The 26,763-nt window shown below is 66.0% G+C and carries 22 protein-coding genes; 14 read left to right on the top strand and 8 right to left on the bottom strand.

The annotated features are described in order from the left end of the window. Positions 1-83: 83 nt before the first annotated feature. The 3 genes from dnaG to ACWKSV_RS07345 form a co-directional block, all read right to left on the bottom strand. Positions 84-1,931, bottom strand: coding sequence for a DNA primase (gene dnaG, locus ACWKSV_RS07355; RefSeq protein WP_076716793.1), 1,848 nt, complete (start codon positions 1,929-1,931; stop codon positions 84-86). Between the two features lie 152 nt (positions 1,932-2,083). Continuing rightward, positions 2,084-2,398: an endonuclease domain-containing protein gene (locus ACWKSV_RS07350; RefSeq protein ID WP_237243390.1), complete on the bottom strand. Its 315-nt coding sequence runs from the start codon at positions 2,396-2,398 to the stop codon at positions 2,084-2,086. Positions 2,399-2,642: 244 nt separating this feature from the next. After that, positions 2,643-3,095 carry a GatB/YqeY domain-containing protein gene (locus tag ACWKSV_RS07345; RefSeq protein ID WP_007404070.1) on the bottom strand — a complete coding sequence of 151 codons (453 nt, stop codon included), beginning with the start codon at positions 3,093-3,095 and terminating at the stop codon, positions 2,643-2,645. A gap of 140 nt (positions 3,096-3,235) precedes the next feature. Between ACWKSV_RS07345 and carA the strand changes: the two genes are divergently transcribed. The 4 genes from carA (at position 3,236) to ACWKSV_RS07325 (ending at position 9,316) form a co-directional block, all read left to right on the top strand. Next, the gene (gene carA, locus ACWKSV_RS07340; RefSeq protein ID WP_076716792.1) at positions 3,236-4,420 is read left to right on the top strand and encodes a glutamine-hydrolyzing carbamoyl-phosphate synthase small subunit; all 1,185 of its coding nucleotides are present in this window, start codon (positions 3,236-3,238) and stop codon (positions 4,418-4,420) included. 349 nt (positions 4,421-4,769) lie between these two features. Then, positions 4,770-8,102: a carbamoyl-phosphate synthase large subunit gene (carB, locus tag ACWKSV_RS07335; protein ID WP_076716790.1), complete on the top strand. Its 3,333-nt coding sequence runs from the start codon at positions 4,770-4,772 to the stop codon at positions 8,100-8,102. 94 nt (positions 8,103-8,196) lie between these two features. After that, entirely contained in the window at positions 8,197-8,673 is a 477-nt protein-coding gene (gene greA / locus ACWKSV_RS07330; protein ID WP_042483476.1) for a transcription elongation factor GreA, read from the top strand. A gap of 4 nt (positions 8,674-8,677) precedes the next feature. Next, a complete protein-coding gene (locus ACWKSV_RS07325) occupies positions 8,678-9,316 on the top strand; it encodes a rhomboid family intramembrane serine protease (protein ID WP_076716789.1) in 639 nt (212 codons plus the stop codon). A gap of 162 nt (positions 9,317-9,478) precedes the next feature. Here the strand turns inward: ACWKSV_RS07325 and ACWKSV_RS07320 are convergent, their stop codons facing one another. Continuing rightward, positions 9,479-9,694: a DUF4170 domain-containing protein gene (locus ACWKSV_RS07320; protein WP_056433879.1), complete on the bottom strand. Its 216-nt coding sequence runs from the start codon at positions 9,692-9,694 to the stop codon at positions 9,479-9,481. Positions 9,695-9,836: 142 nt separating this feature from the next. Here ACWKSV_RS07320 and ACWKSV_RS07315 point away from each other — a divergent pair, with 142 nt between their 5' ends. The 4 genes from ACWKSV_RS07315 (at position 9,837) to ACWKSV_RS07300 (ending at position 14,701) form a co-directional block, all read left to right on the top strand. After that, positions 9,837-11,087, top strand: a complete 1,251-nt coding sequence (locus ACWKSV_RS07315) for an NAD(P)/FAD-dependent oxidoreductase (protein ID WP_083706676.1) — start codon at positions 9,837-9,839, stop codon at positions 11,085-11,087. A gap of 75 nt (positions 11,088-11,162) precedes the next feature. After that, the gene (locus ACWKSV_RS07310) at positions 11,163-13,403 is read left to right on the top strand and encodes an alpha-galactosidase (RefSeq protein ID WP_083706675.1); all 2,241 of its coding nucleotides are present in this window, start codon (positions 11,163-11,165) and stop codon (positions 13,401-13,403) included. Between the two features lie 56 nt (positions 13,404-13,459). After that, the gene (locus tag ACWKSV_RS07305; protein WP_083706674.1) at positions 13,460-14,359 is read left to right on the top strand and encodes a DUF4349 domain-containing protein; all 900 of its coding nucleotides are present in this window, start codon (positions 13,460-13,462) and stop codon (positions 14,357-14,359) included. 27 nt (positions 14,360-14,386) lie between these two features. Further along, on the top strand, positions 14,387-14,701 hold the full coding sequence (locus ACWKSV_RS07300; protein WP_076716786.1) for a hypothetical protein: 315 nt from the start codon (positions 14,387-14,389) through the stop codon (positions 14,699-14,701). A 509-nt stretch (positions 14,702-15,210) separates the two neighbouring features. Here ACWKSV_RS07300 and ACWKSV_RS07295 read toward each other — a convergent pair. Then, entirely contained in the window at positions 15,211-15,918 is a 708-nt protein-coding gene (locus ACWKSV_RS07295) for a FadR/GntR family transcriptional regulator (RefSeq protein WP_076716784.1), read from the bottom strand. Between the two features lie 212 nt (positions 15,919-16,130). Between ACWKSV_RS07295 and ACWKSV_RS07290 the strand changes: the two genes are divergently transcribed. From ACWKSV_RS07290 to ACWKSV_RS07280, 3 genes are all read left to right on the top strand, one after another. After that, positions 16,131-18,098, top strand: coding sequence for a CocE/NonD family hydrolase (locus ACWKSV_RS07290; RefSeq protein ID WP_156884302.1), 1,968 nt, complete (start codon positions 16,131-16,133; stop codon positions 18,096-18,098). 88 nt (positions 18,099-18,186) lie between these two features. Next, a complete protein-coding gene (locus tag ACWKSV_RS07285; RefSeq protein WP_156884301.1) occupies positions 18,187-19,353 on the top strand; it encodes a GAF domain-containing protein in 1,167 nt (388 codons plus the stop codon). Then, entirely contained in the window at positions 19,316-19,795 is a 480-nt protein-coding gene (locus ACWKSV_RS07280; protein WP_056433861.1) for a response regulator, read from the top strand. The genes ACWKSV_RS07285 and ACWKSV_RS07280 overlap by 38 nt, the downstream gene beginning before the upstream one ends. On the opposite strand, the gene ACWKSV_RS07275 is transcribed toward ACWKSV_RS07280, so the two are convergent. Next, on the bottom strand, positions 19,777-20,238 hold the full coding sequence (locus tag ACWKSV_RS07275; RefSeq protein ID WP_076716781.1) for a MarR family winged helix-turn-helix transcriptional regulator: 462 nt from the start codon (positions 20,236-20,238) through the stop codon (positions 19,777-19,779). The genes ACWKSV_RS07280 and ACWKSV_RS07275 overlap by 19 nt on opposite strands. Positions 20,239-20,334: 96 nt before the next feature. On the opposite strand from ACWKSV_RS07275, the gene ACWKSV_RS07270 reads away from it, so the two are divergent. The 3 genes from ACWKSV_RS07270 to ACWKSV_RS07260 are packed head-to-tail and all read left to right on the top strand — an operon-like array spanning position 20,335 to position 24,565. Beyond that, entirely contained in the window at positions 20,335-21,531 is a 1,197-nt protein-coding gene (locus tag ACWKSV_RS07270) for an HlyD family secretion protein (RefSeq protein ID WP_056433855.1), read from the top strand. After that, on the top strand, positions 21,528-23,081 hold the full coding sequence (locus ACWKSV_RS07265; RefSeq protein ID WP_076716779.1) for an MDR family MFS transporter: 1,554 nt from the start codon (positions 21,528-21,530) through the stop codon (positions 23,079-23,081). The genes ACWKSV_RS07270 and ACWKSV_RS07265 overlap by 4 nt, the downstream gene beginning before the upstream one ends. Before the next feature lie 8 nt (positions 23,082-23,089). Then, positions 23,090-24,565 (top strand): efflux transporter outer membrane subunit, encoded by a 1,476-nt coding sequence (locus ACWKSV_RS07260; protein WP_076718267.1) that lies wholly within the window; start codon positions 23,090-23,092, stop codon positions 24,563-24,565. 136 nt (positions 24,566-24,701) lie between these two features. Here ACWKSV_RS07260 and ACWKSV_RS07255 read toward each other — a convergent pair whose 3' ends face one another. Beyond that, entirely contained in the window at positions 24,702-25,091 is a 390-nt protein-coding gene (locus ACWKSV_RS07255; RefSeq protein ID WP_056433848.1) for a MerR family transcriptional regulator, read from the bottom strand. 3 nt (positions 25,092-25,094) lie between these two features. Beyond that, the gene (locus ACWKSV_RS07250; RefSeq protein ID WP_237243389.1) at positions 25,095-26,756 is read right to left on the bottom strand and encodes a long-chain-fatty-acid--CoA ligase; all 1,662 of its coding nucleotides are present in this window, start codon (positions 26,754-26,756) and stop codon (positions 25,095-25,097) included. Positions 26,757-26,763: the final 7 nt, after the last annotated feature.

Below are 26,763 nucleotides of genomic sequence, written 5' to 3'. Positions count from 1 at the left end.
GGGTGAGGGGGCCATGCGTAATTTTCCAGTGCGGGCGTAGGTCGCCCAATATGCCCCGGATATGGGGCGGGAGAGGTGCTGTATCAAGCGGCCTCCCCGGCTTGCTTCTCGGCCAGATCGTGCGCCGCCTCCAGCCAGCGATAGAGTTCGTCGCGCGATTGCGCATGTGCCGCATGGCACCGCGTCTGCTCGGCGAAGCGATCCTCGGTCATGTCGGTCTGGAACGCCTGCACCGCGCGTTCGCGGTTCGCGCGCGTCTCGCTTTCCTCCAGCATGACCTCGATGATCTTTTCCAGGTCGCGGACCGCAATGGCCGGGTCGCTGGCCTTGCTGAAGAAGCTGAACGCCAGGTCGCGGGTATAGTCGCGCGCATCGATCGGGTGGACGTCGGTCGTCGCCATGATCTGTTCGATCAGGCTTTCCGCCTCCGCCGCATCCTTGCGCGACAGATGAGGATCGTTGACCGCCGCGTCGAGCAGGTGATGCCGCCAGTCGTTGAGATAGCGGTCGCCCATGTCCAACCGGCTGATCTCGTCCATGTAGCGGCACAGGACATGCGGATAGCGCATCAGACCCAACAGGACCGCGCGCTTCAGGCTGTATTCGACCCCGCGCCCGACATGGCGATTGGCTTCGGCCACCGCCTGATGCACCGCCGCCGCATTGACCCGCCGGATGCCGAAGATGTCGAAATAGCGCGACATCATCGCGCGCTTGTACTCGTAGGCCAGATCCTTGTGCGGGATCTGCTGCGCCAGTTCCTCCAGTCGCTGCTTCAGCGCGGCGCGGCCCTCGGGCGTGTCGGTCTGCGCCTGGGCGATCTCCGACTGCCAGAGCAGGTCGCTGAGCGGCGTGGCGCGGGTGAGCACCGCCTCGAACCCCGCCGCACCCTTTTCCTGGACCAGATCGTCGGGGTCCTGCCCGTGCGGCAGGGTGACGAAGGACAGGCTCTTGCCCGGCTGGAGCAGCGGCAGCGCACGGTGCGCGGCGCGGATCGCGGCCTTCTGGCCCGCCGCATCGCCGTCGAAGCAGAGCGTCGGCACGTCGACCATCCGCCACAGCCGTTCCAGCTGATGCTCGGTCAGCGCGGTGCCCAGCGGCGCGACGGCTTCCTCGATTCCGGCCTGGGCGAGGGCGATCACGTCCATATAACCCTCGACCACCAGCACGCGGCCGGACTTGCGCACGGCGGGTGCCGCGCGGTCGAGATTGTAGAGCGTGCGCCCCTTGTCGAAGAGCGGCGTATCAGGGGAGTTCAGATATTTCGGCTCGCCGTCGCCGATGATCCGGCCACCGAACGCGATCACCCGGCCGCGCGCGTCGCGGATCGGGATCATCAACCGGCCGCGGAACCGGTCATATGGGTCCTTGCCGTCGACCTTGATCAGCAGCCCGCACTCGATCAGCGCCGGGTCGCCATACTCCTTGAGCGCGGTCTTCAGCTTGCCCCGGCTGTCGGGCGCGAAGCCCAGGCCGAAGGCGCGCGCGGTGTCGGGTGTGACCCGGCGGCGGGTCAACAGTTCGCGCGCGTCACCGCCCGACAGCCCGCCCAGCTGTTCGGAAAACCATGCGGCGGCATCGGCCATCACATCGTGCAGGCCCTTGGCCCGCTCCGCCTTCTGCGCGGCGCGGCGGTCCTGGGCTGGCATGTCGAGCCCGGCGACCTGCGCCAGTTCCTTGACCGCGTCGATAAAGGGCAGTCCGCGCTGGTCGGTCATCCAGCGAATGGCATCGCCATGCGCCGAACAGCCGAAACAGTGGTAAAAGCCCTTGTCGTCGTTGACGTAAAAGCTGGGCGTCTTTTCGTTATGGAAAGGGCAGCAGCCCTTATATTCCCGGCCCGCCTTTTGCAGCTTCACCGTCTTGCCGATCAGCGCCGACAGACTGGTCCGAGCGCGTAGCTCGTCAAGGAATTGCGGGGTCAGGCTCATGGCGTCCGCGTGATTATAATTGGTAGCGGGAGATGGGGTTTTTGGCAAGGGGCGGGGTGGGGTGGATGGTCCGGGTTTGCCCTCCCCTCGATCCCCTCCCGCCTGCGGGAGGGGAAGCGCATTTGGTGGAGGACAGTCCTCTCCCCCGAGCGCTACGGGCTCCCCTCCCGCAGGCGGGAGGGGTTGGGGAAGGGCCTTTCCGCAAGCGTGCGCTCGATGGTTGCAACGACGCCCTCCAAGTTACTCAGAACGTCGGTGTTCCAGAAGCGGATGACCCGCCAGCCTTGCGCTTCGAGATAGTGGGTCCGGGCTTCGTCGTAAGCGGCTTGCGTGCCATGCTGGCCGCCATCGACCTCGACAATCAGCTTTTCCGACCGGGCGGCGAAGTCAGCAATGTACGGACCGACTGGCACTTGGCGGTTGAAGCGGGCGCCTGCGATCTGGCGTCTCGATAAGGCCCGCCACAACCGTCGCTCCGCATCGGTCGGGTTCAGGCGCAGTTCGCGTGCCTGTTTCGTGGGCCGGTTCTCTCGGAAAGGCCGGGGGCCCTCCCCTCGGTCCCCTCCCGCCTGCGGGAGGGGATGCGCTTGGGGGTGAGGACATTCCGCTCCACAAAGCGAAACAGGCTCCCCTCCCGCAGGCGGGAGGGGCTGGGGGAGGGGACTCCGCTCGCGATCGATCCGATCCACCAGCCCGACTCCCCGCCTCACATCACGCCAGCGAAGCCTTCACCAATCCGCTGGCCTTGCTCATATCCAGCACCGCCGCATGTCGCGCCTTCAGCTCGGCCATCACCCGGCCCATGTCCTTCATGCCGCTCGCCCCGATCTCCGCCTTGATCGCCTCGATCGCGGCCTTGGTCTCATCCTCGGTTAGCGTCTGCGGCAGGAAGCGTTCGATTACCGCGACCTCGGCCTTTTCGGCGTCGGCCAGTTCCTGGCGGCCGCCCTGTTCGTACATGGCGATCGATTCGCGGCGCTGCTTGACCATCTTCTGCAGCACTTCGATCACGACCATGTCGTCGTCGGCGGGCGCGTCGCCGGTACGGAGTTCGATGTCGCGGTTCTTGATGGCGGCCTGGATCAGGCTGATCGCCGCGCGGCTTTCCTTGTCGCCCGCTTTCATGGCGGCCACCTGCGCGGCCTTGATGTCGTCGCGAATCATGTTTTTTCCGTCTTGTCTGAAAGGCGGGGACGTTAGCCGATGGAACCAATTCCGTGAACCGGTTGACGCGAACGCCCGATGGCCCTAGCGGACGCCACTTAGCGACATTGCAGACATTTTAGCAGGAGTGCCCGCCGATCATGGCCGACGCCAAGCCATTCGCCATGCCCGAAAAGCCTGAAGGCGCCACGGGCGTTCTCGTTCTGGCGAACGGAGACGTGTTATGGGGGCGCGGTTTCGGCGTCGAGGGTGATGCCGTCGGAGAGGTGTGTTTCCACACCGCGATGACCGGTTATCAGGAGATCATGACCGACCCGTCCTTCGCCGGGCAGATCATCACCTTCACCTTCCCGCATATCGGCAATGTGGGCGCGAACCCCGACGATATCGAGGCGGACGCGCCGCACGCGCTGGGCATGATCGTCCGCGAGGATCCGACCGCCCCGTCGAACTTCCGCGCGATGGAGAACCTCGCCGGATGGATGGCGCGGCACAACCGCATCGGCCTGGCGGGCATCGACACCCGCGCGCTGACCCGCCGCATCCGCGCCGCCGGCGCGCCCAACGGCGTGATCGCGCATTCGGCTTCGGGCGAGTTCGACATCGCCGCGCTCCTCGAAAAGGCGAAGGCCTGGCCGGGGCTGGAGGGCATGGACCTCGCCAAGGACGTGTCGACCGAGCTGCATTATGGCTGGGGCGAGACGCGCGAAGGCGGGTTGTGGCGGCTGGGCTTCGGCTATGCCGGGGCCGAGGGCGAGGATCGCCCGCACGTCGTCGCGATCGATTATGGCAGCAAGCACAACATCTTCCGCAACCTGGTTCAGGCCGGGGCGAAGGTGTCGGTGGTCCCCGCCACGGCGTCCTACGAGGATGTGATGGCGCTGAACCCGGACGGCATCTTCCTGTCCAACGGCCCCGGCGATCCGGCCGCGACGGGCGAATACACCGTGCCGGTGATCCGCCAGCTGCTCGACACGGGCAAGCCGCTGTTCGGCATCTGCCTGGGCCACCAGCTTCTGGGTCTGGCGGTCGGCGCCAAGACCACCAAGATGCACCAGGGGCATCGCGGTGCGAACCACCCGGTCAAGCGCCTGTCCGACGGTCTGGTCGAGATCACCAGCATGAACCACGGCTTCGCGGTCGAGCGCGAGACGCTGCCCGCGAACGCGCGCGAGACGCATGTGTCGCTGTTCGACGGGTCGAATGCGGGTCTGGAACTGACCGACCGCCCGGCCTTCTCGGTCCAGTACCACCCCGAAGCCTCGCCGGGGCCGCAGGACAGCTTCTATCTGTTCGAGCGGTTCGTGGGGTCGCTTCGGAAATGAGGTTCGTGGCTTCCGCCGTTGCCCTGATCGCATCTGCCATGCTGGCGGGGTGCGCAGGGCAATCAGGTGGAATGCCATTTCTTACCCCAAAGGTATTTGCCCGTGCCGCTGCGAAATGTGGGGTCGTCACGACCCATGTTTCCCGCAGGCGGAAGGGCAGGATCCCTTACGCGTCCTATAAAATTCTCGGCCCTGCCGGGGAGGTGCGCTCGGATGACGGAAAAAGCCGAGCCTGCCTGACGGACGCACTTCGCGGCTATCGATACGATTACCTGGGTGAGCAGTTTCCAGACACCTAGCACTGTGACGACAGCCCTATCCTGCATTCCTTTTAAATGGTCATCGCCCAATGCCAAAACGCACCGACATCTCCTCCATCCTCGTCATCGGCGCTGGTCCGATCGTCATCGGTCAGGCGTGCGAGTTCGACTATTCGGGCACGCAGGCGATCAAGGCCCTGAAGGAAGAGGGCTATCGCATCGTCCTGGTCAATTCGAACCCGGCGACGATCATGACCGATCCCGAGCTGGCCGACGCGACCTATGTCGAGCCGATCACGCCCGCGGTCGTCGCCAAGATCATCGAGAAGGAGCGCCCTGATGCGGTCCTGCCGACCATGGGCGGCCAGACCGCGCTGAACACCGCGCTGGCGCTGTTCCATGACGGCACGCTGGAGAAATTCGGCGTCCAGATGATCGGCGCCGATGCCGAGGCGATCGACAAGGCCGAGGACCGTCAGAAGTTCAAGGTCGCGATGGAAAAGATCGGGCTGGAATCGGCCCGCTCGGCGATCGCGCATAGCGAGGCGGAAGCGCTGGCGGGGCTAGAGAAGGTCGGCCTTCCCGCCATCATCCGCCCCAGCTTCACGCTGGGCGGTACCGGCGGCGGCGTTGCGTATAACCGCGAGGAGTTCATCGCGATCGTTCGCGCCGGGCTCGACGCCTCGCCGACGACCGAGGTGCTGATCGAGGAGTCGCTTCTCGGTTGGAAGGAATATGAGATGGAGGTCGTGCGTGATCGCAACGACAATTCCATCATCATCTGCTCGATCGAGAATATCGATCCGATGGGCGTCCATACCGGCGACTCGATCACCGTCGCGCCCGCGCTGACCCTGACCGACAAGGAATATCAGATCATGCGCAACGCCAGCCTGGCGGTGCTGCGTGAGATCGGCGTGGAGACGGGCGGCTCGAACGTGCAGTTCGCGGTCAATCCGAAGGACGGCCGCCTGATCGTCATCGAGATGAACCCGCGCGTGTCGCGTTCGTCGGCGCTGGCGTCGAAGGCGACCGGCTTCCCGATCGCGAAGGTCGCGGCCAAGCTGGCGGTCGGCTATACGCTGGACGAGATCGAGAACGACATCACCGGCGCGACCCCGGCCTCGTTCGAGCCGACGATCGACTATGTCGTCACCAAGATCCCGCGCTTCGCCTTCGAGAAGTTCAAGGGTTCGGAGCCGGTGCTGTCGACCGCGATGAAGTCGGTCGGCGAGGTCATGGCGATCGGCCGCAACATCCATGAATCGATGCAGAAGGCGCTGCGCGGTCTGGAGACGGGTCTCAGCGGCTTCAACGATGTCGAGCATCTCGTCGGTGCCCCGCGTGCCGAGATCGAGGCGGCGCTGGCCAAGGCGACCCCGGACCGGCTGCTGGTCGCGGCCCAGGCGCTGCGCGAAGGCTTCACCGTCGCCGAGGTCCATGCGATCGCGAAATATGACCCCTGGTTCCTGGAGCGGATCGCCGAGATCGTCGCGGCCGAAGCCGAAGTCATGCAGAACGGCCTGCCGCAGGATGCGGCGGGGATGCGCCGCCTGAAGGCGATGGGCTTCTCCGACAAGCGGCTCGCTTATCTGGCGCTGCAATCGGCGAACCTGCGCGGCATGGATCGCGGCATCGCGCGTGGGTCAGGCCTGATCCACGAGGTCGTCAAGATGATGACCGGCGGCGTGACCGAACAGGAGGTGCGCGAGCATCGCCAGAAGCTGGGCGTGCGTCCGGTCTTCAAGCGGATCGACACCTGCGCGGCCGAGTTCGACGCGAAGACGCCCTATATGTACTCGACTTACGAAGCCCCGACCTTCGGCGAGCCCGAGGACGAGGCGGTGCCCAGCGACCGCAAGAAGATCGTCATTCTGGGCGGCGGTCCGAACCGGATCGGGCAGGGCATCGAGTTCGACTATTGCTGCTGCCACGCCTGCTTCGCGCTGGCGGATGCGGGCTATGAGACGATCATGGTCAACTGCAACCCGGAAACGGTCAGCACCGACTATGACACCTCGGACCGGCTCTATTTCGAGCCGCTGACCGCCGAGGACGTGCTGGCCATTCTCGATGTCGAGAAGTCGAAGGGCGAGCTGGTCGGCGTGATCGTGCAGTTCGGCGGCCAGACCCCGCTGAACCTCGCCCGCGCACTGGAATCGGCGGGTATCCCGATCCTGGGCACCAGCCCCGACGCGATCGACCTGGCCGAGGACCGCGAGCAGTTCGCGGCGCTGGTCGACAAGCTGAAGCTGCACCAGCCCAAGAACGGCATCGCGCGCAGCCGCGAGGAAGCGCTGATCGTCGCCGAGCGCGTCGGCTATCCGGTGCTGATGCGCCCCAGCTTCGTGCTGGGCGGCCGCGCCATGGAGATCGTCGACGGTCCGCAGCAGCTGGAGGATTATATCCAGACGGCGGTGCAGGTGTCGGGCGACGCCCCGGTGTTGATCGACCAGTATCTGCGTGACGCGATCGAGGTGGACGTGGACGCGATCTGCGACGGCGACCAGGTCGTCGTGGCGGGCGTGCTCCAGCATATCGAGGAAGCGGGCGTCCATTCGGGCGACTCGGCCTGCTCGCTGCCGCCCTACAGCCTGTCGGCCGAAATCATCGCCGAGATCGAGCGTCAGGCAGAAGCACTGGCGCGCGGCCTGAACGTGCGCGGCCTGATGAACATCCAGTTCGCGGTGAAGGACGGCACGGTCTACCTCATCGAGGTCAATCCGCGCGCCAGCCGCACCGTGCCCTTCGTCGCCAAGGCGATCGGCACGCCCATCGCCAAGATCGCCGCACGCGTCATGGCGGGCGAGAAGCTGGCGGACCTGCCGCAGATCGATCGCCACATCGATTATTATGCGGTCAAGGAAGCGGTCTTCCCCTTCGCGCGCTTCCCCGGTGTCGATCCGGTCCTGTCGCCCGAAATGAAGTCGACGGGCGAAGTCATGGGCATCGACCCCGACTTCACCACCGCCTTCGCCAAGTCGCAGCTGGGGGCGGGCACCGTCCTGCCGACCGAAGGCGCGGTCTTCATCAGCGTGAAGGACGGCGACAAGGAACAGATCGTTCCCGCCGCCCGGATGCTGTCGGAAGCGGGCTTCGCGATCGTCGCGACGGGTGGCACCGCCGATTATCTCGACCGTGCAGGCGTCACGGTCGAAAAGATCAACAAGGTGGCGCAAGGGCGGCCGCATATCGTCGACCGGATCAAGGACGGCGGCATCACCCTGATCTTCAACACGACCGAGGGGTGGCAGAGCCTGAAGGACTCCAAGCCGATCCGCGAAGCCGCGCTCGGCCAGAAGATTCCCTACTTCACCACGGCGCCCGCCAGCGTCGAGGCGGCGAAGGCGATTGCGGCGTCGGCGACCCGTGGTCTTGAAGTACGTCCCCTGCAATCCTACTATTCGCGTTCGCACAACTGATCCCGACATGAGAACATGATGTGCTGGCGGACCGCTCTCCCGGTTTGGGAGGGCGGTCCGTACCGGGAATGCGTAAGAATTGGGGACTAGGAATATGGCGACCGTCGAAAAGATGCCGATGCTCCAGGAGGGCTATGACAAGCTCACCCAGGACCTGCGGCGTCTGAAAGAAGAGCGGCCGCTGATCGTCGACGCGATCGAGGAAGCGCGTGCACACGGCGACCTGTCCGAAAACGCCGAATATCATGCGGCCAAGGAACGGCAGGGTCAGGTCGAGGCGACGATCGCCGACATCGAGGACAAGCTGAGCCGTGCGCAGATCATCGACCCGAAGGATCTGTCGGGCGACAAGATCGTATTCGGTGCGACCGTCACGCTGCTCGACGAGGATGACAAGCCGGTTAAGTACCAGATCGTCGGCCAGACCGAGGCTGACGCCAAGACCGGTCGGATCAGCTACAACTCGCCGCTCGGCCGTGCGCTGATCGGGCGCAAGCTGGACGAAGAGGTCGAGGTGACGGTGCCGTCGGGCGACCGTTATTACGTCGTCAGCAAGATCGAGTTCATCTGACCCGATGAACTGGGCAGCGGCACGGGCCACGACGGCCATCGCGGTCGTCACGGCGGCCGTGTCGCTGATCCTCATCGTCACCGACATGGTGCCGGATGCGGCGGTGGCGGGCGGGTTTATACCCCTGCGTTTCGAGGGCGCGGTCCTTCCGCCCGATTTCGGCTTTGCGGTGCCGACGCTGCTGACCCCGCTCAGCGCGACGCTGATCCATGGCGGGTTCGCGCATATCGCCTTCAATCTGGTGATGCTGGTCTATTGTGGTGCGCAGACCGAGCGCGCGCTCGGGCCGCGAGGCATCGCGGTGCTGTATGTCGTGGGTGCCTATGCCGCCGCGATGGCGCAATATTTTCCCGATCCCGCTTCGCCCATGCCGATGATCGGTGCAAGCGGCGCAATCTCGGCCATTGTCGGGGCCTATGCGCTGCTGTTCGGACGGCGGCGCGCGACCCGGGGCATTGCCGGACTGTCGGCGGAATTGACCCATGTCCTGTGGCTGGCGGCCGGATGGATCGGTATCCAGCTGCTGCTCGGCTATGCGGGCATGGGAATGGGTGCGATCGCAGTCGCCGCGCATATCGGCGGGTTCATCGCCGGGCTGGTCTTTGCCAAGCCGTTGCTGCTGTGGCGCTATCGCAACGCCTGAAGCGAGGGGGGACTTTATCCCACCCTCGGTCCCGCCTGAGCGAAGTCGAAGGCCGCGCCTGAACCTCGCCCAGCATCGGCGCCATCCCGTGCACTTAGACTTCGCTCAGTGCGAACGGGGTTCTGGAAGGTAGGGCGGAATAGGCTTCCGCCCCCATCCCAATCAGTCGAGCGTCGGCTCAAGCAGGCGGTGCAGGTGCACCACCACGAACTTCATCTCGGCATCGTCGACGGTACGCTGCGCGGCGGCGCGCCAGGCCTTTTCGGCGCTGGCATAGTCGGGAAATACGCCGACCACTTCCAGCCCGGCGGGATCGACGAAATCAAGGGTCTGCGGGTCGCTGACGCGGCCGCCGAACACGAGGTGCAGCTTGCTCATGGTGTCTCCTGAGGATTTGCCCTTTCCCCTAGCGACAAGCGTCGCGCGATTGAAGACGGTCTTTCGCACTTGCAACGCTTTGTCATGGTCGTTGGGTCATGGTCATTGGCAGCCGCCGCCGATCCATCCTAGGGGATAGGCCATGACCGATATGCACAATCCCTCTTACGACATCGTTATCGTCGGCACCGGCCATGCGGGGGCGCAGGCTGCCATCGCGCTTCGCCAGGAAGGGTTCGAGGGCACGATCGCGATGATCGGCGAAGAGGACTGGCCGCCCTATGAGCGCCCGCCGCTGTCCAAGGAGTATCTGGCCGGGGACAAGCCGTTCGAGCGTATCCTGATCCGCCCCGAGCGTTTTTGGGAAGAGCGCGCAATCACGCTGCGGCTGGGCGAGCAGGTCGTCGCGGTCGATGCCGAGGCGCGGTGCCTGACCACGGTGGCGGGCATCGTGATCGACTATGGCACGCTGATCTGGGCGGCGGGTGGCCATGCCCGGCGGCTGAGCTGTGACGGCCACCAGCTGACCGGCGTGCACGGAGTCCGCAGCCGCGCCGATGTCGACCGGCTGATCGCCGAACTGCCGGATGTGGCGCAGGTGGTGGTGATCGGCGGCGGCTATATCGGCCTGGAGGCCGCCGCCGTGCTGACCAAGTTCGGCAAGGCCGTCACTATCGTCGAGGCGCAGGACCGGGTGCTCGCGCGCGTCGCGGGCGAGGCCCTGTCGCGCTTCTACGAAGCGGAACACCGCGCGCAGGGCGTGACGGTGCGGCTCAACGAGAGCGTGGCGTGTATCGAGGGAGAGGAGCGGATCAGCGGCGTCCGGCTGGCCGATGGCACGGTGCTGGCCGCCCAGATGGCGATTGTCGGCATCGGCATCATGCCCGCGGTGCAGCCGCTGATCGCGGCCGGAGCGGCGGGCGATAATGGCGTGGCGGTCGATGCGCAGGGGCGCACCAGCCTGCCCCATATCTATGCGGTCGGCGATTGCGCGGCCCATGCCAACGACTTTGCCGACGGTGCCGTCATCCGGCTGGAATCGGTGCAGAACGCCCATGATCAGGCGACGGTGGCGGCGCGCACGATCATGGGGCGCGAGGTCGCCTATCATGCCGTGCCCTGGTTCTGGTCGAACCAATATGACCTGAAGCTGCAAACGGTCGGCCTGTCGACCGGGCATGATCAGGCGATCTTGCGTGGCGATCCGGCCTCACGCAGCTTCTCGGTCGTCTATCTGCGGCAGGGCCGGGTGATCGCGCTCGATTGCGTCAATGCGATGCGCGACTTCGTGCAGGGCAAGGCGCTGGTCGCCGGTGGCGCCACCGTGCCGGTCGAGGCGCTGGCCGATGCCGGTCGCCCGCTCAAGACGCTGTGGCCGCTGGCCGTGCAATGATCTTTTGAAACAAGCGCTTGCATCACGGTCCCGCGCTATGTCAGACTTAATGCAAAGGTTTGCAGGAGAGGTGTGATGCGCTGGCGGAATGCGATTCTGGCAGGGGTGGGTCTGGCTGCGGTGGCGGCGCCGGTTTCGGCGAAGGTGACGGCACCGGCGGGCGCGAAGGTGTTCCGCCTCGACGGCGGTGGCGTCACCTATGCGATGGGGGTGGATGAGAAGGGCTATCTCCAGCCGCTCTATTGGGGATCGGCGCTGGCGGAGGGCGATCCGCTGATCTCGGGCGATCCGGTCAAGACGGGCGACCCGATCGTCCTGAAGGCGCCGGGCGAACTGTCCGGCTTCGACCCCGCCGGATCGGTCACGCTTCAGGAATATCCGGGGCAGGGCGAGGGGCTGGTCAGCGAGCCGGGCGTCAAGGCGCTGTTCGCCGACGGCAATCGCGATCTGGTCCTGAAATATCGCAGCCACAAGGCCAGCGGAGAGACGCTGACCGTCGAGCTGGCCGATATCCGGCGGCCGCTATTCGTCACGCTGACCTATACGATCGACCCCGCGACGGGCATCATCGCGCGCTCGGCCAAGGTTCGCAACGGCGATGCCAGGCCGGTGCGTGTCGACCAGCTGGCGGCGGCGGTCCTCTCGCTGCCGGTCGGCGACGATTACCGGCTTCATTATCTGACCGGCCGCCACGCCGCCGAATGGACCCGGAAGACGGTGCCGGTCGAGGCCGCCGCGACCATATTGGAAAGCCGTCGCGGATCGACCGGCCATGGCAACAATCCCTGGTTCGCGATCGGCCGCGAAGGCCTGACCAGTGAGGAGCATGGGCCGGTCTGGTATGGTGCGCTGGCCTGGTCGGGCTCGTTCCGGATCAGCGTGGCGTCCGACAATCTGGGCCGGGTGCGGATCGCGGGCGGATACAATCCTTACGACTTCTCCTGGACGCTGAAGCCGGGCGAGATGCTCGACACGCCGGTCTTCTATGCGGGCTATTCCGGCGACGGGCTGGGCGGGGCCTCGCGCACCTTCCACAAGTTCGAGGTCGCCAACATCCTGCCGCACGGGACCAAGGCGCGGCTGCGCCCGGTCCTCTACAATAGCTGGGAGGCGACGGCCTTCGACGTGACCGAGGCGGGGCAGATGGCGCTGGCCGAAAAGGCGGCGAAGATCGGCGTCGAGCGGTTCGTCGTCGATGACGGCTGGTTCGGCGCACGCAACAACGACAAGGCGGGACTGGGCGACTGGACCGTCAACCCGACGAAATTCCCCAATGGCCTCAAGCCCCTGATCGACCGGGTGAAGGGGCTGGGCATGGACTTCGGCCTGTGGGTCGAACCCGAGATGGTGAATGTCGACAGCGACCTCTACCGCGCGCATCCCGACTGGGTGCTGAACTTCCCGGACCGGCCGCGTACCGAGGGGCGCAACCAGCTGGTCCTGAACCTCGCGCGCACCGATGTCCGCGATCACCTGCTGAGCGTGCTCGACAAGCTGGTCAGCGACAATGACATCGCCTTCCTGAAATGGGACTATAACCGCAACTGGACCGAGGCGGGCTGGCCCGAACAGCCGGTCGCCGACCAGCAGCGCGTCTATGTCGATTATGTCCGCAACCTCTATTTCATCCTGTCCGAGCTGCGGCGGCGGCATCCAAAGCTGGAGATCGAGGCGTGTTCTGGCGGCGGTGGTCGGGTGGACCTGGGCATCATCGGGCTGACCGATGAGGTCTGGCCCTCGGACAATACCGATCCGGCCGACCGGCTGACCATCCAGGACGGCTTTACCCGCGCCTATCCGGTGGCGGTGATGATGGCCTGGGTCACGGACAGCCCCAATTGGGCGAACACGCGCGTGACCAGCCTGGATTATCGTTTCCTGTCGTCGATGCAGGGCGGGCTGGGGATCGGCGCGAACCTCGACAAATGGGCGGACGCGGACTTCGCCACCGCGCGCAAATGGGTCGCGGCCTATAAGACCATCCGCGAGACGGTGCAGCGCGGCGCGCTCTATCGCCTGGAGTCGCCCAGCGGCGACGATGCGACCTCGGCGACCATGTATGTCGGGCAGGACAAAAGGCAGGCGGTGATGTTCCAGATGCTGCATTCGTCGATGTGGCGCGACAATCCCGCCGCCATCCACGCGCAGGGGCTGGACCCGGCGCGGGTCTATACGGTGCGGATGCTCGACGGATCGGCCCGACCTGCGGGTGTGCCGGAGCGGGCATCGGGGGCCTATTGGATGAACCGGGGTTTGCGCGCGCCGCTGAAGGGGGATTTCGTCGGCACGGCCTTTGTGTTCGAGGCTGTGGGATAGGCTTGACGCTGGCGGGGAACCGGGTGACCCTGACCTGGGTCAACGGGGGGTGAGTCATGAGGCGAACGATCGCGGCAGTGCTGGCGGCGGCATGTCTGGTGTCTTGCGATCAGGCGCCCATTCGCAAGACAACCGAGAAGCTCGAGGCCTTCGACGTCCAAGAGCCGGACTCGGCTCCGGCGACGGCGGCCGCCGGATCGCAGATCGCCTATAGCTATACCGTTTCCTATGTTTTCGATCGGCCGACGGTTGCGAAGGTGCAGGGTGATCAACTCACTTTGTGTCGCCGTCTCGGCAATGCCCGCTGTCTGGTGGTGCGCTCGACCCTGCACGCGCCCGGCGTCGGTGGCGATGCGGTCGCTGCCGGTGTCGCTACCGTCGATGAGGCGATGCTACTGGTCGATGCGCGCCTCGCGACGCAATTCAACCGGCGCCTTGACGCTTTGGCGAGGGCGGGCGGCGCACGGCTGTCCGAGCGAGAATCCACGGCGGAGGACGTGACGCGGCAGGTGATCGACACGAACGCAAAGGTCCGCGCCAAACAGGCGTTGGCTGAGCGATTGCTCACGATCATCCGCTCGGCCAAGGGCAATGTCGGTGAACTGGTGCAGGCCGAACGGGCCTATGCGACCACGCAGGAAGAGCTGGATGCGGCGCGGCACGAACAGGCCAGCCTGGCGCAGCGCGTCGCTATGTCGCCGGTGACGATCAACTATCTTTACAATGATCCGTCGGAATCGCGGGGCGTCATCCTCAAAAGTCTTCGGTCGGCGGGCGACACGCTGGCGAACAGCCTGGCGGCGATGATCGCGGTCATCGTGGCCGCGCTGCCCTGGTTGGCGGTGGGCGGTGGGCTGTGGCTGCTTGTGCGTCGTATCGCGCGCAAGCAGGGCTGGCGTCGTCCGCGATGGGGGCGGAAGGCGTCCGGGGACATGTCGCCTCCCACGGGCGAATAAGACTTTCGACTGATCGGAGGGGGCGAGATGAACGCGACGGGATGGAGTGTGGTGGCCTGTCTGTTGGTGGCGGGTTGTGCCACCACGCCCCGCGAAAAGCCGGTGCTGACCAACCGTGCGCTCGCTCGTGCGGCGGCGAAATGCCATGTGAGATCGCTTGGCGTCCATTATTCGCGAACCGGCAAGCTACCTTATGGCGACTATCTGGTGCCGTTGGCGGAGCGTGACGCTGCGCCCGACGATCAGCCCAGTTTTCATTGCATGTCCGAAGCACTGAAGGGCTATCGCCGCGATTATCTGGGGCTGGTCGTCAGGGATCCCGTTGTCCAACCCCGGAAGTAGCAGCGTTTATTCTTGATGCCGGACGGTCGGGCGGCCGTCGCGGCGCTGCCCTGGCTTTGCGCGCGTTCACAGGTCGGATAGACGAGGAGCGAGCCGATGCTCCCGGTCAAGCAGGTTGCGTCAATTCCCGATGCCGCGCCCGTGAAGCGGGAAGCCTCCGCAATGGTAGGCCCGGTCGTCCTGACCCGACGCCCTTGCACTATCGGGCCGACCGATGACGATGTCGTGGTATGCGGGCGAAGGGACGATGCGCGGTTCCGCCTTGGGCCAATGCCGCCGCCACCGCCGGCCGACGGCATGTTGTCCCGCCCCTTGCGTATCCAGATTGCGCCGGGCGTTTCGTTCGGTTTTCAAAAGGGCGGCGGCTTCGGCCTGCGGACCGAGTTCGGGCCGGGCCGGAAGACCGGCGAGAGCGAGCAACGGCTTTCCGGGCGAGGAGTGGGTTGGCGACGACCAGCGCCGCCGTCAGCTTGTGACATGCCACACCCCTTCGACATGTCTCAAAAGGGTCAGCACGCCAGCGCGCGTTCCGTATCCTCCCGAGCCTGTTCGACCAGCACGATGGTCGCGGCGCGTGCCGCCGACGCATCGGCGTCGGCGATGGCGGCGAACAGCTGGCGGTGTTCGGGCATGGAGTCGCGGGGCAGCTTGGCGCTGCGGTGCTTGTAGAGCGTGGTCCAGCGGACCGCCGCGCCGATGCTGCCCGACAGGCTGATCAGCAGCTCATTCCCCGTCGCCTCCAGGATGATGTTGTGGAACAGCTGGTCGGCGGCACGGCCCTGTTCGGTATGGAGCCCATGTTCGCCCATCGCCTCCAGCGCGGCCCCCATGCGCGACAGCTGGCGCGTGTCGCGCTTGAGGGCGGCCAGTTCGGCGGCGGCGGGTTCGACGATCAGGCGGAGCTGGAACAGGCTGGTGACGAAACCGGCGGGCGGCTCGCCCTCGAACATCCAGGCGAGCAGTTCGGGGTCGAGCAGGTTCCATTCCAGCCGCTCGCGCACCCGCGTGCCCGCCTTGGGCTTGCTGACCACCAGCCCCTTGGCGGACAGCATCCGCAGTGCCTCACGCACCACGGAGCGTGATATGCCGCGTTGTTCGGCGATCTCGACTTCGCCGGGCAGGGTCGATCCGGTGGGGATGCGGCCGGTCACGATGGCGACACCGATGTCCCGCGCCAAGGCACTATGGGCGGGGCCGCGCCGCTTCAAGGTCGTCACTCGGTAGGGTCCTCCCCGGATCGCGGGGCCGCACCCCGTTGTTGTCTGACCATATTATGGGGCGATGCGCCGAAAGGGAAGCGCAAGGCGAGACATGTGCCTCGGTTGCACTCCAAATGAGACCATGTATCATGAACGCCGCCAGTTGCTCCCGACCCCATGTCGCGGCACGATGCGGCATCCACCGATCCATGAGGGGGTCCGTTTTTCCCATGCGTTTTCGCCCGTTTCTGCTCGCCGCCAGCGCGCTCGCCGTCCTGACGCCCGCCACCGCGCAACAGGTGCCCGCGACCGGCCCGTCGCCGGTGAAGGTCGTCACCGACTCTACGGTCGGCGACATTCCCGCCCGCTTCACGCCGCCGACCAATGTCGCGGAGCGGGATTACGACAAGCGCGAGATCATGATCCCGATGCGCGACGGGACCAAGCTGTACACCGTCGTCGTCGTGCCCAAGGGTGCGGTGAACGCCCCGATCGTCCTGACGCGCACGCCCTATAATGCGGCGGGCCGGGCCAAGCGGTCGGACAGCACGAAGATGATCGAGGCGCTGCCGCTCGCCGACGAGGCGTTCGTCAAGGCGGGCTATATCCGCGTCTATCAGGATATTCGCGGCAAGTATGGCTCGGAGGGTGATTATGTCGTGACGCGCCCCGTCATCGGCCCGCTGAACGCGACCAAGGTCGATCACGTCACCGACGCCTATGACACGATCGACTGGCTGGTGAACAAGGCGAACCTGCCCGAATCCAATGGCCGCGTCGGCATGATCGGGTCGTCCTATGAGGGCTTTACCGTCGTCATGGCGCTGCTGAACCCGCACCCCGCGCTGAAGGTCGCCGCGCCCGAAAGTCCGATGATCGACGGCTGGATGGGGGACGACTGGTTCCATTACGGCGCGTTCCGCCTCGCCAATATCGGCTGGATCGGGTCGCAAACCGGCTACAAGGGCGAGGGCAAGGCGCCGTCCAGCGGCGGCTACGACGATTACGAGAATTTCCGCTACGGTTCGGCGAACGACTGGGCGAAGAAGTCGGGCTATGACCAGCTGCCCATGTGGCAGCGCGTGGTGCAGCATCCGGCCTATGATTTCTACTGGCAGGGTCAGGCGCTGGACAAGCTGCTGGCGGCCAACCCCTCCAACGTGCCGACCATCTGGGAACAGGGGCTGTGGGACCAGGAGGATATGTACGGCGCCATCACCGCCTGGGAAGCGCTGAAGGCCAAGGGCAAGCTGGGCAACAACTTCCTGGTGATGGGCCCGTGGCGGCACAGCCAGATCAACCGCACCGGCACCAGCCTGGGGCCGTTCCAGTGGAATGGCGACACCGCCAAGCAGTTCCGCGAGGATATGGTCCTGCCGCTGTTCAACCAATATCTGAAGGACGGCGCGCCCGCTAACCTGCCCAGCGCCGCCATCTACAACACCGGCGAGAATCACTGGGACAAGCTGACCCAGTGGCCGCTCGCCTGCCAGAGCGGGTGCGCCGCGCCGCTGACCCCGCTCTATCTGGCGGAGGACAAGGGGCTCAGCTTCGACAAGCCGGGGACGGGGGCGGATGCCTATGTCTCCGATCCGGCCAATCCGGTGCCGCATCTGTCGCGCCCGGTAAACTTCAACGACGGCCGCTGGGGCGACTGGCTGGTCAGCGACCAGCGGCATGTCGATGGGCGGACCGATGTCGTGACCTATACGACCCCGGTTCTGACCAAGGCGGTGCGGGTGTCCGGCGCGCCGATCGCCGACCTGTTCGCGCGCACGACCGGGACGGACGGCGATTTCGTCGTGAAGATCATCGACGTCTTCCCGTCCGAAAACGCGATCGACGAAAAGATGGGCGGCTATGAACTGCCGATCAGCCTCGACATCTTCCGCGGCCGCTATCGCAACAGCTTCTCCAACCCCTCGGCCATTCCGGCGGGCAAGGTGCAGGAATATAAGTTCCGCCTACCGACCGTGAATCATGTGTTCCAGCCGGGGCACCGGATCATGGTCCAGGTCCAGTCGAGCCTGTTCCCGCTCTACGATCGCAATCCGCAGACCTTCGTGCCCAATATCTTCACGGCCAAGGCGGGCGATTACCGGAAGGCGACGATCACGCTGGAGCGCGGTGGCGCCAATACCAGCCGCGTCTGGCTGCCGGTCGTGCCGCTCGACCAGTCGGCGGTGGCGGCGCGCTGACCCGTTTGGGGCGGGATGACCTCCCGCCCCACGGATTTATCCGAAACACCCCTTGGAGCCACGGGCCGGTAGCGTTACTCTGACCTCCGTGGCTCTCCCACCACCTTCATTCCCGCCTTTGCCGCTGCCCGGCGAAGCGATCGGAACGGCTGCGGCCAGCCCTGCCGACGCGCAGCGCTATCTGTCGCTCGTGGCGGCGGCGACCGACCGGCTGATGGCGGCGGATGATCCCGGTGCGATGATCGACTCGCTGTTCGCGCTGATCCGCGACGAGCTGCATCTCGACGTCTTTTTCCATTTTCGCCGCGACGGCGATGCCGTCCGGCTGGAGACTGCAGGCGGCCTGACCCGGGCCGAGTGGCAGGCGGCGGCCGGTCTGGACATCGGCCCGTCCGCCTGCGGTCAGGCGATGCGCGAGCGGCGTACGCTGCACCTGACCGATATCCAGTCCAGCGGAGAGGAGCGGACGGGGTTCGTCCGGTCGCTGGGCGTCCAGGTCTATCTGTGCATGCCGCTGCTGCACGGGGACGAGTTGTTGGGCACGCTCGGCTTCGGGCGGCGTGCGGCGCGGCCGTTCGACGAGGAGGAGCGGCGGCTGTTGCTGCTACTCTGCCATTATGCCGCGCTGGCGCAGCACCGATTGCGGATCGAGGAGGCGCTGCGGCGCGGGCTCGATACCCAGGCGCAGTTGCTGGCCGAGCTGAACCACCGGGTCCGCAACGCGCTGCAAGTGGCGATCGGTCTCGTCTCGCATGAAGGGCGGGAGGCCCCCGATACCGGCACGCGCCGCGCGCTGATGCGGGCGGCCGAACGGTTGCAGGTGCTGGCGAGCGCGCACCGGCCGCTCTACGCCACCGCCGATCCGGGGCTGGTCGACCTGCCCGCGCTGTTCGGCGACGTGATCGCGCAGTTACGAGGAGAGATCGGCAATGTGCCGATCACGGTCGACAGCCCGGTCTCGGTGCCGATCGAACGCGCGGTGGCGGCTGCGCTGCTGCTCGATGCGCTGATGGCGCAAGGGGCAGGGGTGCCACGCATCATCTTCACGGTGAACGGAGCGCCGGGGAACGAAATACTCCGTATCTCGTTTGAGGCGATCGGATGGGGACGTATCGCCGATGTGGTCGACCGAGATCGATTGGTGGCGAGGCTTTGCCATCAGCTGCGCGCGACGTTGACGAACGAGGATGATGGGTGCCTGATCTTGGTCATGCCGCATGACGGCGGCGCATATGGGGCTCGCCTCGCGTCCTAACGAACTGGCCGATGACGATCGCGGCGACGAAACCCCGCTGAACCTCCTGATTATTGAGGATGAGGCGCTGGTCGCCATGCTGGTCGAGGACGCATTGACGCTGCACGGTCACCGCGTGATCGGCATTGCCGACACCGTCTCCGCCGCCATGGCGTTGGTTGATGAGGAGCGGCCCGACCTTGCGCTTTGCGACGTGAAGCTGGCCGATGGCGATAGCGGGCTGACCGCCGCACAACTGCTCGCCGATCGCGGTATTCCCTGCATCTTCCTGAGCGGCAACTGCCCCGAGCGAGGCGGCCATCCGCTGGTCATCGGCTGCATCGCCAAGCCGTTTCGCGCAGGCAGTCTGGGCGCCGCCGTCCGTGCCGCGCATGTGGTGGCGCAGGGCGGGCGGCCCAGCGATCCGCCCGCCGCGCTGCGTTTCTATGGCGAGAGGATCTGATCGCGGTTCTGATTTTCGGGCGAACCCTCGATCGCCTGTTCCATCTTGTCGAGGATTCGCGCGAACTGCCCGACTTCCTCATCGCTTAGCAAACCGAAGGCCTGAGCGATCAGCGTTCGACGCAGCGGCTCGGTCTGGCGCAGGACCTGCCGCCCATGATCGGTGATGTCGAGCCGTTTCGCCCGCCGGTCGTCGGGGTCGGGCACGCGGACCACCAGCGCGTCGCGCTCCATCGTGTCGATCGCCTGCGTCACCGTGCGGGGGGCCAGGTCGAACCAGTCGGCGACATCGGCGGCACGAACCGGCGCATTGTTGGCAATGAAGTGGAGCATCTTGGTGCGCGCCAGCGAAGCGCCTTGCGCGGCCATTTGCCGGTCCAGAAGCCGGTGGAAACGGAGATAGATGCGGCTGTAGCGGAGCGCCAGGGTTTCATAATCGCACATAATATGAGGTAGCTCAATAAATGGTCTTGCCTTATTGTGCAAGTGCGAGCAAATGCACCATCCAGTTCTTTTGATTCCATCGACAGGGAGGCCGGTGTGGCCGACGCAAACCAAGTGAATGAGGGGCAGGACGCCGAACGCCAGGATGCGGAGACGGCGGAGGACAAGACCCCCGTATCGCCCGCCAAGAAGCGGCGCATCCGTGTCATCCTGCTGGTCGTCGCGGCGGTCGCCGTGATCGGCGGCGTCTTTTGGTATGCGAACTACAAGAGCGTCGGCCAGTATATGCAGACGACCAACGACGCCTTCATCCAGGCGGATGCGGTCACGGTCGCGCCCAAGGTCTCGGGCTATGTCGACAAGGTGTTCGTCGGCGAAAACCAGAATGTCCAGGCGGGCCAGCCGCTGCTCCAGATCGACACCCGCGACTATCAGGCGCAGACCGCGCAGATTCAGGCGCAGATCGGTGTCGCCCGCGCCAATGCCGAGGGCGTCCAGGCACAGATCAAGGAACAGCAGGCCGCGATCGACCGCGCCGAGGCCGATCTCCGCGCCGCGCAGAGCGACGCCGCCTTCGCGCAGGCCGAGGTGACGCGCTACACGCCGCTCGCCGCATCGGGTGCCGAGAGCCGCGAGCGTCTGTCGCAGCTTCAGAACCAGGCGCGTCAGGCCAATGCCAAGGTCGCTGCAGCTTCCGCCGCGCTGGCCGCGTCGCGTCGCCGTATCGGCACGCTCGACGCGCAGGTGCAGCAGGCGCGTTCGCAGGGGCAGGCCGCCAAGGCGCAGCTGGACGCCGCCGAGGTCAATCTGGGCTCGACCACGATCCGCGCCTCGATCGGCGGTCGAGTCGGCAACAAGACGGTGCGCGTCGGCCAGTTCCTGCAGGCGGGCACCCGCACCATGTCGATCGTGCCGGTCAACCAGCTGTATATCAACGCGAACTTCAAGGAAACGCAGCTGGGCCTGATGCGCCCCGGCCAGCCGGTGAAGATCGACGTCGATGCGCTGCCGGGTGTCGAGATCAAGGGGCATGTCGAGAGCGTGGCACCGGGCACCGGCGCGCAATTCTCTCTGTTGCCGCCGCAGAATGCGACCGGCAACTTCACCAAGATCGTCCAGCGCGTGCCCGTCCGCATCGCGGTCGACGCCGATGCGCAGACCCGTGCGCTGATGGTGCCCGGCATGTCGGTCGAGGTGACCGTCGACACCCGCTCGGCCAAGGGCGCGCTGAAGCACATCGCCGAGCGGCAGGACCAGCATAACGAAGCGCGGGAGGGGGCGCAGCGCCGGTGAGCGCCGCCGCCGCCCAGCGGGGCGCCCCTCCGGCGAAGGCCGACCTGACCGCCTGGCTCGCCGTCGCGGCGGGTAGCATCGGCGCACTGATGGCGACGCTCGACATCTCGATCGTCAACTCCGCGCTGCCGACCATCCAGGGCGAGATCGGCGCGAGCGGGACCGAGGGGACGTGGATCGCGACCTCCTATCTGGTCGCCGAGATCATCATCATTCCGCTGTCGGCGTGGCTGGAGCGGCTGCTGGGCCTGCGCACCTTCCTGCTGATCGCCTCGATCCTGTTCACCGGCTTTTCGGTGGTGTGCGGCCTATCGACCAATTTGACGATGATGATCATCGGACGTGCGGGGCAGGGCATCACTGGCGGCGCGCTGATCCCGACCGCGCTGACCATCATCGCCACCCGTCTGCCGCGCGAGCAGCAGCCGATCGGGACGGCGTTCTTCGGCGTCACCGCCATTCTGGGGCCTGTTATGGGGCCGCTGATCGGCGGCTGGCTGACCGAGAATGTCAGCTGGCACTATGCCTTTTTCCTGAACATCCCGGTCGGCGCGGTGCTCGTTACGCTGCTGCTCGTCGGCCTGCCGCACCAGAAGCCGCATCTGTCCGAGCTGGCCAAGGCCGACTGGCTGGGCATTGCGGGCCTTGCGCTCGGGCTGGGCGGGCTGACCGTCGTGCTTGAGGAAGGGCAGCGCGAGCAGTGGTTCGAGTCGCGTGAGATCATCGAACTGACCATCTTGTCGATCTTCGGCTTTGGCCTGTTGTTCGCCGGGCAGTTCGTCGCGTCGCGTCCGGTTATCCGGTTGAAGCTGTTGCTCGACCGCCAGTTCGGCAGCGTGGTCATCATGGGGATCGTGCTGGGCATGGTGCTCTACGGCACCTCCTATGTGATCCCGCAGTTCCTCGCCTCGATCGCAGGCTATAATGCGTTCCAGGCGGGCAAGGTCGTGCTGTTGAGCGGCATCCCCAGCCTCATGATGATGCCGTTCACCCCGATCCTGATCAAGAAAGTCGACATCCGTATCGCGGTCGGGCTGGGGCTGAGCATCATGGCGCTGAGCGCCGGGATCGACACGGTGCTGACCGCCGATTCCACCGGCAGTTCGTTCACCGACAGCCAGTTGTTGCGTGGCGTCGGCACGATTTTGGGCATGGTGTTCCTGAACCAGGCGGCGATCTCCTCGGTGCCGCCGTCTCAGGCGGGCGATGCGGCCGGGCTGTTCAGCGCGGCGCGCAACCTGGGCGGTTCCTTCGCGCTGGCGGGCATCGCCACCGTGCAGGACCAGCGCAGCTTCCTGCACGAGCGTCGGCTGGAGGAATCGCTGTCGGCCAATTCTGGGTCGACCCAGGGCTGGATCGATGCGCTGACCCAGCAATTCGGCAGCCCTGACGCCGCGCTGCGCATGATCGGCAACACGATCCGGCAACAGGCGCTGGTCATGACCTATAACGACCTGTTCTTCATCCTGTGCGTCGGCATCATCATGGTGATGCCGCTTGTCCTGTTCCTCCGCCCGCTGCCCAAGGGCGGCCCCGTGGCGATGCATTGAGACCCATGATGCGCAAGCAGCTTTCCCTCATCCCGCTCCTCCTGCTGGGGGCCTGCACCGTCGGGCCGAACTATGCCGGGCCGCCCAAGGCCATCGGTTCGGCCGCGACCCCGCCCGCCGGGTTCGCGCGTGCCGACAACACGTTGGCGACGACCGCACCCGCGGTGGCCGACTGGTGGACGACGCTGAACGATCCGATGCTCAACTGGCTGGAGGAGCGGGCGCTGGCGTCCAATCCGAACGTCGCGGTCGCGCAGGCGCGATTGAAGCAGGCGCGGTCCTCGCTGCGACTGGAGCGCGCCAATCAGGCGCCCAATGCGAATGCCAGCGCGACCTATCTCCACGCCAATCTGCCCGAACTCAACCTCGGCGGCGGTGGCGGAGAGCAGGGCGGCGCCAATGGCGGCGCGTCCGGCGGTTCGGCGAGCGGCTCTGGCGGCGGCACCAATGTCGACTTCTTCAACCTGGGCTTCGATGCCAGCTGGGAGATCGATCTGTTCGGCGGCCGTCGTCGCACCGTCGAGGCCGCGCGCGCCAGTGCTGAGGCGGCGGAAGCCAGTGTCGCCGACGCGCAGGTCTCGCTCAGCGCCGACGTCGCCCAGGCCTATGTCGGGCTTCGCGATGCGCAGCAGCGGCTGATCCTGGCGCGTGAGGCGTCGAAGATGCAGCGCGACACGCTGAACCTGACGCTCCAGCGGTTCAATAACGGCACAGCCTCGCAACTGGAGGTCGAGCGGTTGCGCAATCAGGTGGAGAGCACCGATGCGCAGATCCTGCCGCTATCGTCCTCGGTCGAGACCTATCTCAATGCGCTCGCCATCCTGATCGGCGAGGCACCCGGCACGCTCGACCAGCGCCTGGCCCAGGCGGCACCGGTGCCGTTGCCACCGGCGCAGGTGGCGGTCGGCGATCCGACCGCGCTGCTCCAGCGTCGCCCCGACATCCGCGCGGCCGAGCGCAATCTGGCGGCGCAGACTGCCAGGATCGGCGTGGCGGAGGCGGCGAAGTTTCCACGCCTCAACCTGATGGGGATCATCGGCATCGGCGGCACCTCGCTCGACTCGCTGACCGATCTCGACAATCTGGTGACGCTGGGCGCGCCGATGCTGCAGTGGAATGTGCTGAACTTCGGTCGCGCCAATGCCCGGGTCGGCCAGGCCGAGGGCGCGCGCGACGAGGCGGAGGCGCGTTATCGCGGTGCGGTCCTGTCGGCGCTGCGCGATGCCGAGGATTCGCTGTCGCGCTTCCGGGCGCGGCGCAACACGGTGGCGACGCTGGCACGGGCCAAGGCGTCGGCGGATCGCTCAGCGGTGCTGATGCAGCAGCGCTATCGGGCGGGGGCGGCCACGCTGATCGACACGCTGGACGCGGAACGGCAGCGGGTGGCGGCGCAGCAGTCGCTGTCGCAGGCGGTCGCCGGGCTGACGAATGATTACGTCGCGCTGCAAAAGGCGCTCGGCCTGGGATGGCGCCCCTCCTCCTAAATCCTCCCCATCATCAGATGGGGAGGGGGACCGCGCCCGAAGGGCGTGGTGGAGGGGCATGGCCGATCCGTCTCGCCCCTCCACCATCGCTGGCGCGATGGTCCCCCTCCCCAAGCATAGCTTGGGGAGGATTGGGTCAGGCCCCGGCTTTCGCGATCCGCTCGCGCGCTTCGCGTTCGATCGTTTCCAGTTCGTCGACCGTCTGGACCAGCGCGGTCATTTGCTGGCGCAGTTCGTCGACCCGTTCGCGGCAGCGTTCGGCCAGCACGCGCATCTGTTCGACATGCTGCGGGTCGGCATCGTACAGCCGCAGGAACTCTTCGATCTCGCGAAGGGAAAAGCCCAGTCGCTTGCCGCGCAGGATCAACTGCATCCGCCCCGTCTCGCGTTTGGAATAGACGCGCGCGGTGCCGACACGGCGCGGCTCGATCAGTCCGCGATCTTCATAGAAACGCAGCGTGCGCGTCGTCACGCCCAAGCTGTTCGCGACATCCTGGATGCCGCGAAGCTCCTCGTTTTCCCCCACCGTCTATTCCCCCACGGGCCGCGCCGCCGCAGCGGCGGCTTTGGCCAATTCTTCTTCAACCAATTCCTTTTTCGACAATTTGCCGATCAAGGTCTTGGGCAGGCTTTCGCGGATTTCGACCTCGCGGGGAAGTTCGATCTTGCTGACCTTGTCCTGTAAAAAGGCACGCAGCTCTTCGGGCGTGGCGTGGTGATCGGCGGCCAGCTTGACGAAGGCCTTGGGCGACTGGCCGCGATAGGGGTCGGGAATGCCGATGACGACGGCTTCGGCGACGGCGGGATGCTCGTACAGCGCTTCCTCGATCATGCGCGGATAGACGTTATAGCCCCCGCACAGGATCACATCCTTGATCCGGTCGACGATGAACAGATAGCCGTCCTCGTCCAGATAGCCGACATCGCCGGTACGCAGCGCGCCGTGGATGAAGACCTGTTCGCTCTCGCTCGGCTTGTTCCAGTAACCGGACATGACCTGCGGGCCGCGCGCGCAGATTTCGCCGACCTCGCCCGGCGGCATCAGCCGGTCGGGATTGTCGCGGTCGCGGATCTCGATGATCGTACCGGGGAAGGGGATGCCCGCCGATCCGCCCTTATTCTCGCCGATCAGCGGGTTGCAGGTGATGATCGGCGACGCCTCCGACAGCCCGTAACCTTCGACCAGCTTGCCGCCGGTCGTGTTCTCGAACGCCACGCGCACCTCGGCGGGCAGGGGGGCGCCGCCCGAAATGCACGCCTTGATCGCCGACAGGTCGACCTTGCGTGCCTCTGCGACGCCCGCAATCGCATTGTAGATGGTGGGGACGGCGGGGAAATAGGTCGGCTTGCTGCGCGCGATGGTCTTGAGCACCTGGTCCAGTTCGAACCGGGGAAGCAGGATCATCTCCGCGCCGACCCGGATCGCAAAGCTGAGCACGGTGGTCAGCGCGAAGACGTGGAAGAGGGGAAGCACGCCCAATATGCGTTCCTCGCCGATCATCTCCTCGCCGCCGGTATGGATGACCATGGCATCGGCATTGGCGACGAGATTGGCGTGGGACAGCATCGCCGCCTTGGGGCTGCCGGTGGTGCCGCCGGTATATTGCAGCACCGCCACATCATCGGGCCTCGCCGAGATCGGCGCCAAAGCGCCGCCGCGCTTCATCATCTGCGCAAAGGTCAGGTGGCGGGGCGAGGGGCCGGGGGCGGCGATCATCGCACGTTTGAGCAGGCGATAGGCCAGCCCCTTGATCGTCGGCAGCGCGCCCGCGACCGGGCAGGAGATGACATGGCGCAGGCCGAGCTTCTCGGCGACATGGGAGACGCGGCCGTAAATGTCGGGAATGTCGCAGGTCGCGATGATCTCCGCGCCCGAATCCTCCAGCAGGTGGCACAGCTCGCGCTCGACATAGAGCGGGTTGACGTTGACGACGATGCCCCCGGCCTTCAGCGTCGCGAAGTAGAGCACGGGATAGTAGATGATGTTGGGCAGGCAGAGCGCGACGCGAGTGCCCTTCTTCACCCCCAGCGCCTGGAGCCCGGCGGCGGCCTTGTCGACCATCGCGCCAAGTTCGTCATATCGGGTGATTCGGCCCATGAAATCGATGGCGGGCCGAGACCCATGCCGCCGTACCGTGGTCTCGAACATGTCGGTCAGCAGCCGCGGCTCGAAGACCAGAGGGCGTCCCATCGCTTGA

It is taken from the genome of Sphingomonas sp. SphC10, assembly GCF_057004845.1.
Note: the sequence above shows the minus strand (reverse complement) of the source record. Positions and strands in the feature narration are given on the sequence as shown.